Source organism: Cohnella cellulosilytica, from assembly GCF_042431195.1.
GTDB classification, from domain to species: domain Bacteria; phylum Bacillota; class Bacilli; order Paenibacillales; family Paenibacillaceae; genus Cohnella; species Cohnella cellulosilytica.
In genome coordinates, this window is the sequence record NZ_JBHMDN010000024.1 from 44,398 (window position 1) to 61,795 (window position 17,398).

General features: G+C 53.9%; 12 protein-coding genes, 1 pseudogene and 1 riboswitch. Of the genes and pseudogenes, 3 read left to right on the forward strand and 10 right to left on the reverse strand.

Features of this window, described 5'->3' with window-relative positions; all coding sequences use genetic code 11:
• Window positions 1-7 precede the first annotated feature (7 nt).
• The 6 genes and pseudogenes from ACFFT4_RS18445 to ACFFT4_RS18470 all read right to left on the reverse strand — a co-directional run bounded on the left by ACFFT4_RS18445 (window position 8) and on the right by ACFFT4_RS18470 (window position 7,109).
• Window positions 8-856, reverse strand: coding sequence for a carbohydrate ABC transporter permease (locus ACFFT4_RS18445; protein ID WP_378050125.1), 849 nt, complete (start codon window positions 854-856; stop codon window positions 8-10).
• Complete coding sequence (locus ACFFT4_RS18450) at window positions 853-1,815, reverse strand: carbohydrate ABC transporter permease (RefSeq protein WP_378050127.1); 963 nt, start codon at window positions 1,813-1,815, stop codon at window positions 853-855. Before ACFFT4_RS18450 ends, ACFFT4_RS18445 begins: the two co-directional genes overlap by 4 nt.
• A gap of 126 nt (window positions 1,816-1,941) precedes the next feature.
• Complete coding sequence (locus ACFFT4_RS18455; RefSeq protein WP_378050129.1) at window positions 1,942-4,020, reverse strand: alpha-glucuronidase family glycosyl hydrolase; 2,079 nt, start codon at window positions 4,018-4,020, stop codon at window positions 1,942-1,944.
• Between the two features lie 83 nt (window positions 4,021-4,103).
• A complete protein-coding gene (locus ACFFT4_RS18460; RefSeq protein ID WP_378050131.1) occupies window positions 4,104-5,405 on the reverse strand; it encodes an ABC transporter substrate-binding protein in 1,302 nt (433 codons plus the stop codon).
• Window positions 5,406-5,564: 159 nt separating this feature from the next.
• Window positions 5,565-6,418, reverse strand: a pseudogene (locus ACFFT4_RS18465) (bifunctional 5,10-methylenetetrahydrofolate dehydrogenase/5,10-methenyltetrahydrofolate cyclohydrolase).
• A 49-nt stretch (window positions 6,419-6,467) separates the two neighbouring features.
• Window positions 6,468-6,547, reverse strand: a riboswitch (ZMP/ZTP riboswitch).
• 52 nt (window positions 6,548-6,599) lie between these two features.
• Window positions 6,600-7,109 (reverse strand): DinB family protein, encoded by a 510-nt coding sequence (locus tag ACFFT4_RS18470; protein WP_378050133.1) that lies wholly within the window; start codon window positions 7,107-7,109, stop codon window positions 6,600-6,602.
• Between the two features lie 210 nt (window positions 7,110-7,319).
• On the opposite strand from ACFFT4_RS18470, the gene ACFFT4_RS18475 reads away from it, so the two are divergent.
• Both ACFFT4_RS18475 and ACFFT4_RS18480 read left to right on the forward strand, forming a co-directional pair.
• Complete coding sequence (locus ACFFT4_RS18475) at window positions 7,320-8,186, forward strand: SDR family NAD(P)-dependent oxidoreductase (protein ID WP_378050135.1); 867 nt, start codon at window positions 7,320-7,322, stop codon at window positions 8,184-8,186.
• Window positions 8,187-8,443: 257 nt separating this feature from the next.
• Entirely contained in the window at window positions 8,444-8,512 is a 69-nt protein-coding gene (locus ACFFT4_RS18480) for a putative holin-like toxin (protein WP_246061932.1), read from the forward strand.
• Between the two features lie 332 nt (window positions 8,513-8,844).
• On the opposite strand, the gene ACFFT4_RS18485 is transcribed toward ACFFT4_RS18480, so the two are convergent.
• The 3 genes from ACFFT4_RS18485 to ACFFT4_RS18495 all read right to left on the reverse strand — a co-directional run bounded on the left by ACFFT4_RS18485 (window position 8,845) and on the right by ACFFT4_RS18495 (window position 14,047).
• Window positions 8,845-12,306, reverse strand: coding sequence for an S-layer homology domain-containing protein (locus ACFFT4_RS18485; protein WP_378050137.1), 3,462 nt, complete (start codon window positions 12,304-12,306; stop codon window positions 8,845-8,847).
• Between the two features lie 275 nt (window positions 12,307-12,581).
• A complete protein-coding gene (locus tag ACFFT4_RS18490) occupies window positions 12,582-13,133 on the reverse strand; it encodes a dihydrofolate reductase family protein (RefSeq protein WP_378050139.1) in 552 nt (183 codons plus the stop codon).
• A gap of 128 nt (window positions 13,134-13,261) precedes the next feature.
• On the reverse strand, window positions 13,262-14,047 hold the full coding sequence (locus ACFFT4_RS18495) for a helix-turn-helix domain-containing protein (RefSeq protein ID WP_378050141.1): 786 nt from the start codon (window positions 14,045-14,047) through the stop codon (window positions 13,262-13,264).
• Window positions 14,048-14,575: 528 nt separating this feature from the next.
• Here ACFFT4_RS18495 and ACFFT4_RS18500 point away from each other — a divergent pair.
• Entirely contained in the window at window positions 14,576-14,644 is a 69-nt protein-coding gene (locus ACFFT4_RS18500; protein WP_378050189.1) for a putative holin-like toxin, read from the forward strand.
• 554 nt (window positions 14,645-15,198) lie between these two features.
• Here ACFFT4_RS18500 and ACFFT4_RS18505 read toward each other — a convergent pair.
• Window positions 15,199-17,394, reverse strand: coding sequence for a family 78 glycoside hydrolase catalytic domain (locus ACFFT4_RS18505; protein ID WP_378050143.1), 2,196 nt, complete (start codon window positions 17,392-17,394; stop codon window positions 15,199-15,201).
• Window positions 17,395-17,398: the final 4 nt, after the last annotated feature.

Sequence of the window (17,398 nt, forward strand, 5' to 3'; positions counted from 1 at the left end):
GTCAATCTTATCCTTTAATACCCGTCGTCGCAATCCCCTCGACAAAATACTTCTGAAGGAACATAAACACGATCGTGGCCGGCAGGATCGAGACCAGCGACATGGCAAGCAGCTGACCCCATTGCTGGGCGGACTGGGAGTCGTTGATCATTCGCAGCGCAAGGCCTACCGTATATTTGTCGACCGAGTTAAGGTACAGCAGATGCCCGAGAAAATCGTCCCAGTTCCACAGGAAGCAGAAAATCAGGACCGTTACGATCGCCGGCTTCGTCAAGGGCATGACGATCCGCCAGTAGATTCCGAACCAGGAGCAGCCGTCGATCTTGGCCGACTCGTCGAGCTCCTTCGGAATCCCCCGTACGAACTGGATCAGCAGGAAGACAAAAAACGTTCCGCCGGCGCCGCTGGCCAGCAAATGCGGCACGATAAACGGCAGGTAGGTGTTCACCCAGCCAAGCTCGTGAAACAAGGTGTACTGCGGAATGATCAGCACCTGCCCCGGCATCATCAGAGTCAGCATCAGCAGCGCGAACCAGAAGTTTTTGAGCGGGAAGCTCAGCCTGGCGAAGCCGAAGGCGACAAGCGTGCAGGAGACAAGCGTCGTCACGAGCAGCGCCGCCTCCAGCAGAAACGTATTCAGATAGAAATGGGTAAAGGAGTAGCCCGGCACGGAATGCCAGCCCTTCACGAAATTGCTCCATTCCGGCACGGAAGGAAAGATGTTCGGAGAGCTGAGCTCGCTCGTCTTCTTAAGCGAAGCCCCGATCCACCACAGGACGGGATAAACCATAATCAAGCTGAAAACAATCAGGACAAGGTGTCTGGAAACAGGCCTCCACGGTTTGCTTATTCTCATTTTCCTTTCCCCCTGCCCGACTCCGTCTCATAGAAGACCCAATATTTCGATGTCCCGGCAATAATGACGGTCGCGACGACGATCATGACCAGCATAATCCAGGCCAGCGCCGAGGAATAGCCAAGCTGATAGCGGCTGAACGCCCGTTCGTACAAGTACAAGGCGTAGACCAGCGTAGAGTTCATCGGTCCTCCGTTCGTAATGACGAACGCGGACGTAAACATCTGGAAAGCGTTAATGACGCCCATGACCAGGTTGAAGTACAAAATCGGCGAAAGCATCGGCAGCGTTATTTTGAAAAACTGCACAAGCTTATTGGCCCCGTCCACGGACGACGCTTCATACAGATCGCCCGGGATTTGCTTCAGGCCCGCCAGAAAAATAACCATCGAGGAGCCGAACTGCCATACCGTCAGCAGAATGAGCGTGCTCATCGCCGTATCGGGACTCGTAATCCAGCCTTTGCCCTCGAAACCGAAAAAGCCGATAATCTGGTTGAACACGCCGTCGATGCCGAAAATGTTGCGCCACAGCAGCGATACGGCGATGCTGCCGCCAATGAGCGAAGGGAAATAAATCGCCGTGCGGTAGAACGTCATGCCGCGAATCGCCTTGTTCAGCATAATCGCCACCGCAAGCGCGGCCGCAAGCTTGAGCGGCACGGAAGCGAGCACATAATAGAACGTCACCTTCACGGATTGGACGAACTTCGCGTCGGATGAGAAAATCTGCTCGTAATTGGCCGTCCCTACCCATTCCATCGGCTGCATTAACGTATAGTTCGTAAAGGAATAATACAAGGAAATGAGAAGCGGATACGCCGTAAGCAGCAAAAACCCGAGCAGCCATGGCGATATGAATAAGTAGCCGGCAACCGGCGCGTTCCACCTGCCGGATTTGACGCGCAAGCGCTTGACTTTGTTGACTGCGGGAGCTGCTGCCGCTGCAGTACGATCCATGGTGTCACCTCAAGTCGTCTGTTGTATATCCCTAAGTATAATGAAGCGGAACAGCCGACTAAATGAGAGGGATAATCGAATTCTTTCAAAATATAACGAAAAAACAACGAGCAATGGAGGATGTCCTCAATAGATTTTGCGCCCGAGCTCGTCCGCGATGCCGCTCTTGCGGTAAAAGTACGTATTGATCACATCGCGCCATTCCTTGGCATACTCGACTTGCCCGGCGAGGCGTTCTACCGCTTGCCGGTGCAGCCGCGCATCGATGCGGCCGGCCAGGCTGTCCCACGCCTTCTTCAGCTCTTCCGCCCGCGCCGCGCCTTCGAATCGGGTATCGTAAATATGCTGGATGACCGATTTTCCGCTGTGCAGAACATGGGTATACGGGACATGGTGGAAGAAAAGCAGCAGCTCGTCCGGACAGCTCTCCAGCGCTTCGTACAGCTCCCGGTTCGGCGCGGCGTACTGAGACGTATAGCCCGTTCCCGTATGCGTCGTCCTGTCTACTCCGATGCCTTGGCGATCCGCAAAATGATACGTTCCCCATTTGGAGTATTCGTAACCGTCGACATTCGGCCCGTAATGGTGGTCCGGATTAACCATAAAACCGACGGCGAGCGGCGCGGTATACGATTCGTAGATTTCCCAGGAAGTCATCAGCATTTTCCCGATTACGGCAGCTGTCCGCTCGTCGCCGCCGAATGTCAGCCGAATCCATTCCTCCGCGATTTCCTCCGCCGACAGCTCCGGGTCCCAGACAAGGCGCCCGTAACCGTACAGATTGGCTTGTGCCAACAGATGGCCCGTCCAGTTGTCGTCGCTGCCGATATTGGACACCGCCGCGATGCCGCTGTATCGGCTGCCGTGCAAGGACCCGTCCACGATCCGCTTAACTGTGGAGCCTTCCCCCTTCAGATGCGTGTCGTAATCGAGCGTCTCCTTCCATTGCGGAACGAGGTAGCAGAGATGGCGCTGTTGGCCGGTATACTCCTGCGCAATCTGGAATTCGATTATCTGATTCGTTCGCTCCATCGCGCCAAGCAACGGGGAGACCGGCTCCCGCACCTGGAAGTCGAGCGGACCGTTCTTCACCTGGAGAATGACATTGTCCAGAAATCGGCCGTCCAGCGGCTTGAAGTGATCGTAAGCCGCACGCGCCCGATCCGTCGAGCGGTCGCGCCAGTCCTGCTTGCAGTCGTAGACGAAGCAGCGCCAGATGACGATGCCGCCGTGCGGCCGAAGCGCTTCGGCAAGCATGTTGGAGCCGTCCGCATGGTCGCGGCCGTAGTCGAACGGCCCCGGCCTGCTCTCCGAATCGGCCTTCACGACAAAGCCGCCGAAGTCGGGAATCGCCGCGTAAATGCCGTTTGCCGCAGAACGCCACCACTCGCGTACGCCTTCGTCCAGCGGGTCCGCCGTAACGAGGCCGCCGATCTCCAGCGGGCTTGCGTAGTTGACGCTCAAGAACAGGCGAATCCCGTAAGCGCGGAACAGCGCCGCGACCTTCGCCACCTCCGGCAGAAGCGCCGGCGTAATCAGCATCGTCTCATGCCGATGCACATTGACGTTATTGATGGATATCGCATTAATGCCGCAGGACGCAAGTAATCTCGCATAATCGCTCAGCCGCTCCGTATCGGAAGTGAACGCATTGTTTTCGTAAAAGATAGAGCTTCCCGCGTAGCCGCGCTCCACGCTTCCGTCCATATTGTCCCACTGATTGATCATGCGCAGTGGATTGACCGGACGTTCGACAAGCTCCAGCGCTTCGACCGGTCGGCCCGTACCGAGCAGCCTGAGCAAATGAAAGACGCCGTACAGCGCGCCGATCGGCGAAGCGGCGCCAATCGCGATGCCCCCCGTCTCGCGATCCGTTCTGATCGCGTAGCCTTCGCCGCCCGGCTCGGGCAGAGCCGTTCCCCGGAACAGCTCGTCGACGATTGTTCCGTCTCCCCACAGGCCGATCGCCACGGACGACGACAGCCCCGCCGAGCCGGTCGTCGCGACGATTGCCGCCTCTCCTTGTCCGAACAAATGGCCAAGACCCCGCGCCAGCTCCGCAACGGCCGTTTCCATCACGATGTCGCGCTCTTGCGGCGCAATGACGCGGCAATACTTTGTTTGTGCCGCTTCGCCCTTCAACCCGCGATATTCGAGCCATGCTCCGTACCCGGCGCCTCGTTGTTTTTGACTGTGCCGATTCATCTCCAAACGCCTCCCGCACTCCATCTCTATTTAGGACAATGGAATGCCCGGAACAGACATCGTTCCGGGCATTCGTCCATTCTTTATTTTTCGTATTCCCTGGCCGCCGTTTTTAATTCCTCATAAGCTTGCTCGGGCGTTATTCTGCCGAAGCTGAGCTGATCGCGCACATATGGCCAGTCTTTGTCGATATAGTTGGTCCAGCCGCCGGCTCCGGCCGTCCAGGTTTGTCCGTCCACTTCGGTCGCCCTGAGCAGTTCCAGACCGACTTTGTCGACTTCGCTCATGCTCGCTTGCAGCGCGTCGGCATTTGTCTTGTTGACCGGCAAGCCGCGAGAGGTTTTCAGCAGCTGGGCCGCTTCCGGATCGTTGACGAACCAGTTGATGAATTTCTTGGCTTCCTCGGTTTTCTTGGAATTCGCGGAAACCGTCAGGTACATCGAAGGCTTCAGCCAGCCGCCCGCTTCTTCCGAACGCGGCATCGTCACCAGCGCATATGCGCCGGGCTTCAAGCTGTCCCAGGAGCCGTAGTTGTTAGAGAAGCTAAGACGCATCAATACTTTGCCCGCGACCATTAAATCCATTTGCGGATCGAATTCCTTGTCGGACGTGTTCACGTCGGCCGGGGGCACGATCCCTTCGTTCCGCAGCTCCTCGAACGCTTTGGTCCATTCCAGGAACGCCGCTTCGTCGATATTGAATTTGCCTTCCTCCGTCGTCACCGCGCCTTTGCCTTTGCTGTATTGGAATGCGGAATAAGCAAAATAATCGCCGGCATAATCCTTGGAGAAATATTGTCCTTCCGGCAGCTTATCCTTGGACGACTTCGCCAGGGAGAAAAAATCGTCCCATGTCCAGCCGTTCTGCGGATTGTCGATGCCGAGCTTATCCATGGCCGCCTTGTCGTAGATCATGCCGTAAGCGACGGAGCCGAGCGGAACGCCGTACTGCTCGCCGCCCGATTGTCCCCCGGCCAGCAGCTTGGGATCGATCTGGCTCAAATCGACTTCCGGCGTCAGCACCGCCAGCTGTCCGCGGGCCGCCCAGTCCGGCGTCCAGCCCGGATCGAGCTGAATCACGTCCGGCGCATTGCCTGCCGCCGCCTGCGTCGACAATTTGTCCAGGTAACCGTCCATACCGGAATATTCCGGCTCGAACGTAACGTGAGGGTTTTGTTGCGTGTACAGGTCCAGCGCAGCCAGTGTCGCCTCGTGACGCTCCTGCGCGCCCCACCACATAATTCTAAGCTTGACCGATTGATCGGACGCCCCGCCTGCCGAGCCGGGCTCGGATTCGCTATTTTTCTCCCCGCTGGCGCATGCCGTCAAAGCTCCTATCATGACGGTCGCCGCCAGCACGGTCAGATAACGCTTCCATTTGAACATCTTTATCCCTCCTGATTGTGCATGCAGATCTGATGCTGTTTACATATTATCAAGCGGGTAACGATGTTCATATACGAGCGATGCACGAAATCTTATAAAATCATCCGAAGTTCGCAAGGCGTCGACATAGGCGGCGGATCGCACCTATAATCGCGAATATTAGTATTCTTGAATTTTCACAGCTGCATCAACCGTGTGCTTCAACAACATGGCGATCGTCACCGGACCTACTCCAGCGGGAACCGGAGTAATCGCGGATACATAAGGGAGGCATGCCTCAAAGTCCACATCTCCGATGTTCCCCGGGTTGTATCCGGCATCCAACACAACGGCCCCCGGCTTAATCCAGTCCCCTGGAACGAACTTGGGCTTCCCGACCGCAGCGACAGCGATATCCGCCGATCTCACAAACTCCTTCAGATTAACCGTCTTTGAATGGCACGTGGTCACCGTCGCGTCCTCGTTCAGCAGCATAGCGGATACAGGCTTGCCCAGAATGGGACTTCTTCCGATGACCACCGCATGCTTTCCGGACACCGGCAAACGATAATGATCCAGAATGGCCATTATAGCTGCCGGAGTACAGGAAGGAAATGCGGCAAAGCCAAATGCGTTTTGCGCGAATCCCTGGGTTGTTACCCCGTCTACATCTTTTTCAATGGCAATCGCATCAAATGCAGCCCGCTCGTCAATCTGTTCCGGCACAGGGTGCTGCAGCAGAATTCCATGGACCGCGGAATCCCCGTTCAACTGCTGTATAGCTTCAATCAATTGTTCTGTCGTCGTCTCTCCGGGCAGATCGATACGAACCGATCGAATGCCCAATCTTTTGCAGGCATTCGTTTTCATGCGTACGTAGGTAGCCGAAGCCGGATCGTCGCCGACCAGAATGGTTGCCAGACAAGGAACCGTCCCCTTAAGCTAAGCTGCTCTAATCGATTTGCCATGCGCGACTTGATAGATGCGGCAACCTCATTGCCATCCAAAATTAGCGGTTTTCCTTTCACGACCATCATCCCTTCCTCTTGTTAAAAACACAAAGAGGCAGGGAGATTTACTCCCTACCTCTGCCCAGGCGATCGGCCGTATCAAGTATGCGCTCCCCCGTGGTACTCCAAGTTTCGCCAGTTACGCCTACTGTACATCTAATTGCATTTTGCCAGAAATATTCGACAATTTCAACAATCGTTCTTTTTAGTCGTATTGCCACTCAAGCTGCCCTTTTCTGATTTTTGCCGCATAGATGATTTGCCCCGTGTGATAATGTATTTCTCTAATCATCGCTATCATGAGGTTCAGAGTCGTTGTCTCATTATTGACCTGGCTATAGGTAAGGGGTGGACGATTGAGAAACGGTTGAGACATCACCAGTTCTGGTTTTGCGCGGAGGTGTTCGAGAAATTCAAGGATGATATCAAATGCTTTCTTCGTCACGCTGAAGGCGTCCTCTGCGGACATCGCAAGCCCGCGCTCAAACTCGTCATCCCTGTTTCTTGTATCGGGAATGTTATAAAAGATGGTTTCGATTCGCGAGTGCACGCAGCCGCGGATGTGAGCCACTAAATTAGCGATACTGTTGCTGTCGGCGTTCGGAGACCAAATTATATCTTCATCCGACAGCTGTGCAATCGCTTGAAGCGTCCATTTCCTCTCGGATTTAAATTTCGTCAGCATACTGTCGACCAGTTCGGTTGCTACGTCCATTTCCTCACCTCCAATGAGCATTTCCTCCAACTAAGAGCAGTACCTAGTTTAATTCGATATGACTTGGTTTGCCTCCTCTTCGGCCCAATGAGATCGATTTGTCGGCCTTGGGATAAACCCTTGTTATCGTGTCTTGACTTGGTGCTAACTCCAAGTTATAGAATATGCGCTATCAGGGAAACATTTCCCGACTTTAGGAGGAGACGTACAGTGAACACGAACCAACGAGAAAACATCGCTCTGATCACGGGCGCAAACGCCGGGATCGGGCTGGAGTTAACCCGGAAGTTGCTGACGGAGGACTGGCAGGTCATCGCTTTGAACCGTTCCGACTTCCCGGCGGACGATATGAAAATCCGTAAAGCCGTCATGAACGGAAAGCTTCGCATTTATAAAACAGCGGATCTTGCCGATTATGCCAGCTTGAGCAAGACTTTGGACGAGATCAAAGACAAAGAGAAGCGGATCGATATTTTGTTCAACAACGCCGGAGGTTCCTTTTCTGAACTAAGCTATTCGAAACAAGGGCACGAGAAGCATTACGAGCTGTTGACGATCGCTCCGTATATCATACTCATGGAATTAAAGGAGCTCCTAAAAAACGGCAGCTTAAAAACGGTGATCAACACCTCGTCTTCAGCGCTAAACTTTGTAAAAGAATTTAATATCGAAATCCTGGAACGTCCCAAAACCTTCCGCAAGCTGCTTGGTCCTTATGCCACTTCAAAGCTGGCGCTTTCGCTGTGGACTCGGGCTATCGCACCGCAGCTTGCCAAGGAAGGCATCAAGATCCGCAGCGTTGACCCGGGTGGCAATAATACGCTGAGAAAAGGAAGAGACTCCGGACTTCCCCTGGTAGTTGAATGGCTCATGAAGCTGTTCTACTCTCCGCCTACTCATGGCGCAAACCTTTTGTATGAGGGGGCTCTCGGAGAACACCGCAACGAGACCGGCATGTTCTTGCTGAAGGGTCAAGCTACGGAATTGAAATTTAGCGATCAATCCCAGAAGGTTCTGGAGAGGATTAATGCAATTTACCGCAACGAATTCCTTGGCAGCTTCTCTAAGGTGCAATAACACATAAACAAGTGATTTGATGCAGCAGCGACTATTGGTAGCGCGCTGCGGGCAAAAAGCCCATGGACGAACGTATAATTGAAGTCAGCCGTGATGAACGGGAGGTCATACGAGAGCTGATACTCACCGAGAACAAGAACACTTGATCGCATGAGAAAATAAAGCTAAGATGGAATTGTACAATTGAACCTTGGGTGGGCATGGTTTCCCTTCGGAAAGGAGGAGAAGCCATGGAAATAAAAGATGCAATCCTCATCATGATCGCTTTTTCAACCTTTGTTATTGCTCTTTTAACTTACATCGCGAATAACTACAAGAGAAAGTAAAAACCCACCCCAAGGTTTCCGGCCGAAGGTGGGTTTTTGCGCTCTTCATTGCACTTGAAGGGACATCCCATCCAAGCCAATTGTATAGGCCGAGTGTTCTCAGCACTCGGTCTTTCTATTGCGATTTTAACATACGCGGTATCGCTTAAACAAGTGATTTGATGCAGCAGCGGCTATTGGTGGCGCGCTGCGGGCGAAAGGCCCATGGACGACAGACAGAGTGACGCTTCAAAGAACGGTTAAGGCCGCCATGATTTTCGGATCTGCCTGGCCTCCCTCCCGACAACTTGTTGCAGACCTCTGGCCCTTGTCTGACGCGACTCTATAGATTATTACTTTTCAGACCATAACTCAGATCCGGCGGCGGACCGGTTATACCGATGCGTAACGGAAGCCTCCATAATATTCTTATAAGCCCAATGTGAAGTCGGAACGTCGGGCCAGAGCGGCTGCTCCCCGACTTTCCCGGGAGTGCGGTCAAGCAACCGGTTCAGCAGAGTTGCGGCTTCCGCGCGGGTAACCGCGTTGTTCGGTTTGAAGCTGCCGTCGGCATACCCTTCGACGATCCCGTTGCTTGCAGCAGCCGTAATCGCATCGGCTCCCCAATGGCCCCTCACATCGTTGAACGCTGTCGAAACCGGCGAGCTGATACTGTTCCATTCTTCGGCCTTGATATTGTAGGCAACCTGAGCCAGCTCAGCCCGCGTAACCAGCTTGTCCGGATGAAAAGCGCCGGCGGCGGTACCTTTCATCCAGCCCTGATCGAGCGCGATGTTAATCGATTCAGCGGCCCAGAACGGCTCGGCAAGATCGCTTAGATTATGCGCGTTCTGCGTTGCGAATGCCCTCTGCGGAAGGATACGGACCAGTACGGCAGCCAGTTCCGCCCGCGAAATGCCTCTTTCCGGTTTGAAGCTGCCATCCGGATAACCCTTCATATATGAACGGTGCGTCCCGCCCGGCTCTTCCCATCCATCCGGTTTCATAGCCAAGTCGTATGTAAAAACCGAATGTGCGACATGGATAATACCGTCTTTGATAGAGCTGTCGTCTCCGAGCGGCCTATTGCGGTCGTCCTCACGGCTGTCGTATTTCTCATAGCCGTCTTTCACGGCAATGAAGTAATAGTCTCCGTCAATAAACGGCACCCAACCGAAAGTCCCCTCGACCGGAGTGGTCTGTACGGCGTTATTCTTATGGGGAGCAAAATGAGCAAGCGCAGGCAGCTTCACGATCTCGCCTGGCGTGCGGCCTTTGGAACGATTCAGCGCCGTATCCGCCCAGTACAAGGTAATCTTAACACCTTGCAACGCGTCACCTGTCGAAGCGTCCGTTGCTTTGCTCTGCGGGTCGATTGGCTTCCCGCTTGCTTTCCCGCTATCACCCGCTCCCACGGTTAAACGGCTTACTCCGCCGGCCAGCTTCTCGCCCGATGGACCGTTCACATTCATGACCATACTGTAAGTGCCGGAAGGAATGTTGGATAAAGTAAACCGCCCGTTCGAATCAATCGGGATCGCCGGGCTATCCAGCCTTGTACCATCGGATTTGACCAGATAAGCCGACAGCGTAAGTTCCTTGCCGATCATATCGGTCACCAGCATGCGCTGACCTTTATTATCTATCCCCGCGTCAAGCTCGAAGGCTCGATAAGAGGGGCCCGATGAAGTCGGAGATGAGGATGAACTACCCTGCGGAGGCGCACCCTTGTTCACGACTACGGAATATACGGTCGAGTACTCCTGCTGATCCAGCGGATTCACCGAGGTTGATTTGATATCGATCTTGTTGGCTCCGCTTTGCATCGTCAGCTCTTCGCTTTCCGTGCCGCTGTCAATTGTCTCGTAAGCGCCGCCGTTCACACGAACCTCCAGCTTTACGGGAGAATCGGAGGAAGTGGGCATTACCTTAACGAATGGTTGGGTATACGGAATGGTTCTGTTTATCGAATAATCGAGCTTGGCCGCGTCGAACGACTCCGTCAAATTTTCACCGCTCACAACCAGATCCGTCAAGAACGGGAAGCGCGCAACGTTAAACGTATATATTTTGACCAAATTAGCCTTCTCTGCGCCAGGAACGGCAGACAATGCCGTGTCATAATCGGAGGACTTCACGCGCACTTCGACTTTATTGATACCCGCGATCAGAGCGAGACCGCCAGTCTGCACGTTAGGTACGATTGCAGCAAAGTCGGCTTCGTTATTGCTGTTCACCCGAAGCTCGACGGTTTCTCCATCGTTGACGGTCGGCGTCAGTCCAATCGGGGTTTCGGCATGTCCGACAACCGTTGAATAGACATACTCATTGCTGCTGAAACCCGGCGTTAATGCCTCATCGCCCGCGCTGAAGCTCAGATCTGCAAGCGCAGGGGCGCGATCCATCGTAAACGGGTAGTCCGTATATACATGATCGTCCGGCGAAGTAACGCGAACCGTAATCGCGTTGCGCCCAACGTTCAGTGGGAGCTCGCTCGTATTCGATGTACCGGCAACCAGCGCTTCAAACGGTTGGCCATTGATACTTACAGCAACGTCCTCCGGATTCAATCCGGCCCCTGCAGGCAGTATGGGCGTCAGCACGATCTTGTCGACATGGTTCTCCACCGATGAATGATACCCTGAGGCCGGATTCGGCATATCGCCGTCAAAGACAGGGGAGAGCGTCATGGCCGGACTGCCGACTAGACTATCAAGCTTCGGAAGACGGTCTATCGTAACGGTATAGATCTTTCCTGCCGGATCCTCAACGTTTGTAACCAGATATTCGATCGTATTGCGGCCTACCTGCAACGGGATGCTGCTTGGGACAGGCGCAAAGGGATCTGTCGCGCTTCCATTAATACGCGCGGTTACCGCATGTCCCTCGAACGGAATCGCCACTGGCGTAACTTCTGCGGTCGAATAGGATACGGTCGAAGAATACGCCCTTGTCAAAGGAGCAAATGATGGACTCAACTCGATATTCTGTCCGTTGTCCTTGAAGGCCAACCGGTCCAGCACCGGGACTTGAGAAGTCTTTATCGTAACGATATGGTGGACTCGTCCGAGTCGATTCATGTTTCCTTCATAGGGATCGCCAATCATAAAATGGGTCGTATGTACGGTTCCTTGGTTGAAGGCTGCAAAGCTTGATGTTACTCTGTCAGGACTAGAAAAGTTATGACTACCCGTTATTTCTCGGAGATTATAACCATTTTCGTCGATAACTTGTGCTGGCGAAACGTAGGCTCCCGCGTTCAAACCCTGCAAATACCAGAAAACATTAATATATGGTCCCAAATAGGTCACTGTGGGATCGTCGACTCTGGCATCGATGCCGGGACCTCCATCGAATAGAAGCTGTGCCCAGGCGATCTCTACCTCCCAAGCGCTGCCGCCGCTCGTATCGTTTACCGTAATATAGACAGGATTCGTATTCTGAATGGCATCAAGAGGAACCTCCAACACGGAGACGGACCACTGACTGGCCATGCCGGACAAATCGCCCAAGTACAAACCGGATTCATCCTCCCCCCAATAGACACGGGCAGTCTCTCCGTCCTCCGCTCTGATATCGTATGCGTAAATAAGAAGTTGAGCGATTGTCCCGGGTCTTTCCGTTACGGCAGGGATCGAAAACGAGATATCCTTCGCAGGGTTGCCGTTCCATCCCGCGGAATTGCCCGTCAAGTCAAGCTCCTGATAATAAGTCGCCGCCGTTGCCCCTGCTGTGCCGGGAGCGATTATTCCAACGGAGGTAAATAGGAATACAAAAGCTGCGAGCGCACTGAATCCGGATTTAAAATACGACATGCGTTCCCTCCAACTCCTTACTTTTTATGAAATTGTCGCGTGAGATTTCCATGGCGTTTCTCTATATGCGCAGATGGATTTCACACAAGTTATATGAGTATAAGAGAACTCAATGAAAGAAGAATGAAAGAAATCCGGCAGCGGCTAAACCTGGTCCGTTGATGGGAAACTCAAAAAGGGCCGCAACAGGTCGCTTGCTCATCACCTGTCACAGCCCTCAAGCCCGCATCCGGCGCGGCTTTCCGGTTCTTAAGCTGGAATAGTTCCAATACCCGTCAACGAACGGGCGTGTAGCGGAGCAGCACAACGCCTGAGCCGAAAGGTTGGGTCCCGGTCAGCTTCAGATTCAATCGATCACGAACTCCCCCCAGCAATTGGGGACCGCGTCCGGCAACGATGGGCTGTACCAGGAAGTGGTACTCATCCACCAAGCCCAGCTGTGCCAGAGTGGAACCGAGGCCGGGACCGCCGTTAACGAGCAGATTTTTCCCTGCAGCCGTAAGCTGCTGCACCTCTTCGGAGACAGGCCCCTTCAACAAGAAAGAATTCTGCCACGTCACGTGATCCAGCGTCCGCGAGAAGACATACTTCGGTTTCCGATCGAGCTTGCGCGCGAAGTCGACCAAGAATTGAGGTCCGTCGCCGCTGCTGGCTATGGCTGGCCAAGCGCTCTCCATCAGCTGATAGATTTCACGTCCAAAAAGCAAACCGTCGGACCGGTCCATCATGTCCGCCGAATACTGGTGAAGCTCCTCATCCGCAATCACCTGCGTGTGGTCGCAGCAGCCGTCCAGTGTCACATTCATTTGCAGGATTACTTGTCCCATATCTGCAGCCTCCTTTATGTTTACATATTATCATCCAACCGCATGCCCGGTTTCTCATGGATTGCTAATGTACGCAGTACGGGCCTGACCGAATCCGTCTTTAGTTTAACGGCTCAAATTTCTGGCGGTTACGGTTGACCCATTCGCTTGAGGAAATTGTTCATTAATAGCGGCAAGGAGATCAGAATCGGCGGATCGTCCTGACGAGGCTCATGGAGCATAACCATTTGGTGTTCGACTCTGCCGTCTGGACTCACGATAAGCGGCTTATGGTTTCGGGTACGGAGGGAAGCATGAGGAAGAAGAATATCATGTTCTTTGGAACCCCACGGAATGGCGGTTGCCATCAAATAGTAAACACCCGGCTTGATGCCTGTTAATGCGAATGCTCCCGGACCAGACAGCAGTCCTCCTTTTATAGGGATGCCCTCCGGAATCGGCTTCGCGAACAGGCCGACGAGAATGAAACCCTCAAATGGAACATTTGTTTGGATGGTTCCTTCTATTACGCCATAAGCGCTTGTATGAAGCTCGATCTCTTGCCATACCCCGAGTTTGATTAGGGAATCCTTCATCGTACCAACCTGCGGTAAAGAACGTCGAAACTCCGCTGGCGTTACGCCGACACACTCCGAAAATCGAGTCGTGAAAGTGCCCAAGCTCATCTGACCGATCTCTAAACCGATATCGCGAATGCTAAGGTCGGTGTGGATGAGCAAATCCTTTGCTTTCTGGAGTCTCAGCGCTGACACATAATATAAAGGCGGCAGTCCGACCTGTTCTCTGAATAACCGTGAGAAGTGATATGGACTGTAAGCCACATGCTTGGCCAAACGAGACAACGACAACGAATCGTCCAGATGCCGGTGGATGTAGGCGACGGCTTCGTCAATTTCCAGGATTCGCTTCGTCAACGTAGTGCCCCCCCTCAAGCATCCCTTTACCAACTCAACACTTGCCAAATTCATTCTGCATGAATATGGAAAGATCCTGCTAAATATTCAGCACATGATTTTAGCCAAAGAACGACCGACGCCGACGCAGCCTTACGCCTTTCAAGGGTTCCTGTAACTGTTCGTTCGGTTCTCTCATGCAAAGAAATAAGGGCGATTGCGCGTATATACGTGTGCAAGTATATAAAACTATTGAAGGAGCCGTGTGGCTAATACCCCTCGTTCGACGCGGCCTCTCGGTTCTTACTCTTCTCCCGTCGCAATCGGATTGTCCGCGTACGTGATCCAATCGCTCCAGCTTCAAACCGATCTTGGTTTTGAGTCGAACTACCGTTGAACCTTCACTGTCATGGAGCCGGAACAATTATAAGAACGCTTGATCGCATTCCCGACGTGCGATATGATATTCTTGTACAATTGAATCTTGGGTGGGCATGGTTTCCCTTCGGAAAGGAGGGAGCCATGGATATAGTAGATGCAATCACAATCATGATTCTTTTCGGCACATTTATTATTGCACTATTAACCTACATCGCGATTAACTACAAGAGAAAGTAAAAACCCACCCCAAGGTTCAGCGGCCCGAGGTGGGTTTTCTGTAACTTCATGAACTTGAAGGGACATCCCATCCAAGCCAATTGTATAGGCCGAGTGTTCACGCACTCGGTCTTTCTTACGTCATTGTAACATACAGGGTTTAGGTTCAACAACTCGACGAAAATAATTATTTCTTGAGTAGAGTCAACAACTTGGATCATTGAAGCTCCAGATCATTCGGCTCCTTCACGGGCTGGTCGAGCATCGATGGGTCCATGACATCCGAGGAGTCAAACTCCGCTCGGGCGGAACCTGCGAAAAATAGTTAAATGGTTAGAAGAGCTGCAAGCATAACGAGCGGAAAACGGCGATTCAATGACATGAATGGGCTCCTCTCGACAGAAAGAGAAATTGTAAAGGAATTGAGATTGTCTAATATAGGAACACTTTACCACAAATAGCCTTTACATGGGTACTGGCTTGCAGACTACAATTAGAAAATAAGAAAAAGAACGGACGCCGAAGCGCCCGCTCAGTCTTCCATCCTATCACTGGCCCGTGCATTCTTGTTGCCGCTACCGCATCAGTTCTACGTTCGCGGGCGTCTCGATTTCCCATCGGCCCCGGTCATATCCGATTCGGATTACGCCCGTGCGGACCCGGCATTCGAACGTGAATGACTCCAGCGCAGCCGGAATATGCGGATTCAGCCGAATGGCGTCCCAGCCGGGCGCGCCCGGGCGAAGGCCGATAATCTCTTCGATGAACAGCGGAATCGGCGCGCTCGCCCACGGGTGGCACAGGCTTGTGTTCCATTTCTGCTCTTTGCCCCATGCCTCGAAGCAGGTCGTGGCTCCTTCCTTGACCATGTTGCCCCACGAATGCTCACCGTCAGCGACCAGCAGTTCGTATACGTACTCGTATTCGCCTGCAGCAGCGAGCGCCTTAAGCAGAAAATAAGAGAAATAGACGCCGCAACTCATCCCTCTCGACTTCAGCCAGGCTACAACCGGCTCCTGCTCTCCCTCCGGCACAAGACCGAACAGCAGCGGCAGCGCGTTCGCATGCAGGGAAGCATGCCGTGATCCGACAGCGTCGACGAACCGCCGCTGCTCCGGATCGAAGAACGCCGCGACAAACGCCTCCTTGAATTCCCGCAGTCCATTGCCGGCTTCAAGCTGCAGTTCCTCGCGAATCTCAGCTAACGCCATCTGCGCCCCGTAATAAAAGGCGTTAACGACGTTGTGGCAGCCGGGACCGACCGGCTGCGTCAGCGGGAAATCGTAGCCGTCCCGCATCCCGTCCGGCCAATCGACCAAATTCCACTTGTCCGTGATGTTCGCCAGCAGGCCGTCTTCCCGCTTGTAGCGGTCGAAATAGCCGACCATCTCCGCTGCCACCGGCTCCATCTCGCGAAGAAACGCGAGGTCTCCGCTCTGGCGATAATATTCCAGCAGCTGCATCGGCCATTGGAACGAATAATCGGCGATTTCCTGCATCAGGCTTCCCGGAGCCACGGCCATTCCGCCCGGACAAATGTGCCGCGCCGACAGCGCAAAATCCGTCAACGCCTTCTTCGTCAGCCGCAGATCGCCGGACGCATACATATGGGCATGCGCAATGATCGTGTTATCGCCCAGGTATTGTCCTTTCTCGCGGGAAGGACAATCGACGAACGTTTCCTGCGAGCCGTATTTGACGCCGTTCTTGCAAATCGTCCATATGCGGTTGAACAGCGGATTCGACGTTTCGAGCCTGCAGCTTGCGTCGTCGAAAGGATAATGGCGGACGACAGCGGCGAACGATTCGGCCAGGATCGCGGACGGGGGACCAATCACTTCGACGTAACGAAACGCCTTGTATTCGAACTCTTCCAGCTCGTCCCTTGCGCCGGACAACGTCCAATATTCCCGGTAACTGCAGTTGCACCGCATCTCGTAGCGGACCTGCTCCCCGCCGTCTTCAAGCTCTTCGCCGCAGCGAATTTCGATACGCTCTCCTGCCTGGCCGTGCGCCTGCATCGTAAACTGCCCGGTCAGTTCCTCGCCGAAATCGATGACGTAGTGACCCGCTCCGACAGCCGTGACGCTTGACGGACGGCGTGTGTATACGGCAAGCGGGGGAGTCGGCTGCAGCGCCAGCATGTGATCGTCCGCTTCGGAAACGTGGCAGAAGCGCCAGTCCGAATCGTCGTAAGCGGTTTCGCGCCATCCGCGCTCCTCCCGCCGGCTGTCGATGTTCTCCAGAAACTGCGTATCGTTGCCGGCGATACCGCCGGCTTCATATTGCTCGGCCAGCCAATATTTCCAGGTGGCGTCCGTCGCAAGCAGCAGCCGCTCGCCCGCGTACAGCTCGGCGATCATCCCCTGGCGATAGTCGCCGCTGTTGTAAGCGCGGTTAATCAAGCCCTGATAATAGACATGCACCGCAATGATATTCCGGCCTTCCCGGAGCCAATCGGTCACATCCAGCCGGTTATACGGATAATGGAACGGATAACCTTGCGCCGGTCCTTGACTGACGAAGGCGCCATTGATGTACAGCTTGTAATAATCGTCGGCAGTAATGTCCAGCTGCAAGCTGCCCCCGTCCAACTCGGCGGAGGAGAGCGTAAACGTCTTGCGCACAAGCATGTGCCGGTTCTGCAGGTCGCGCCGATGCTCCGGAAGCGTCTGCACGCTGGTTTGTTTGTGCGTCATCGACAGCGGGACCGCATCCGCGAACGCTTCGTCCTGAATCCATTTGGCCTGCCATTTTCTTGTTGTGTCCATCCTG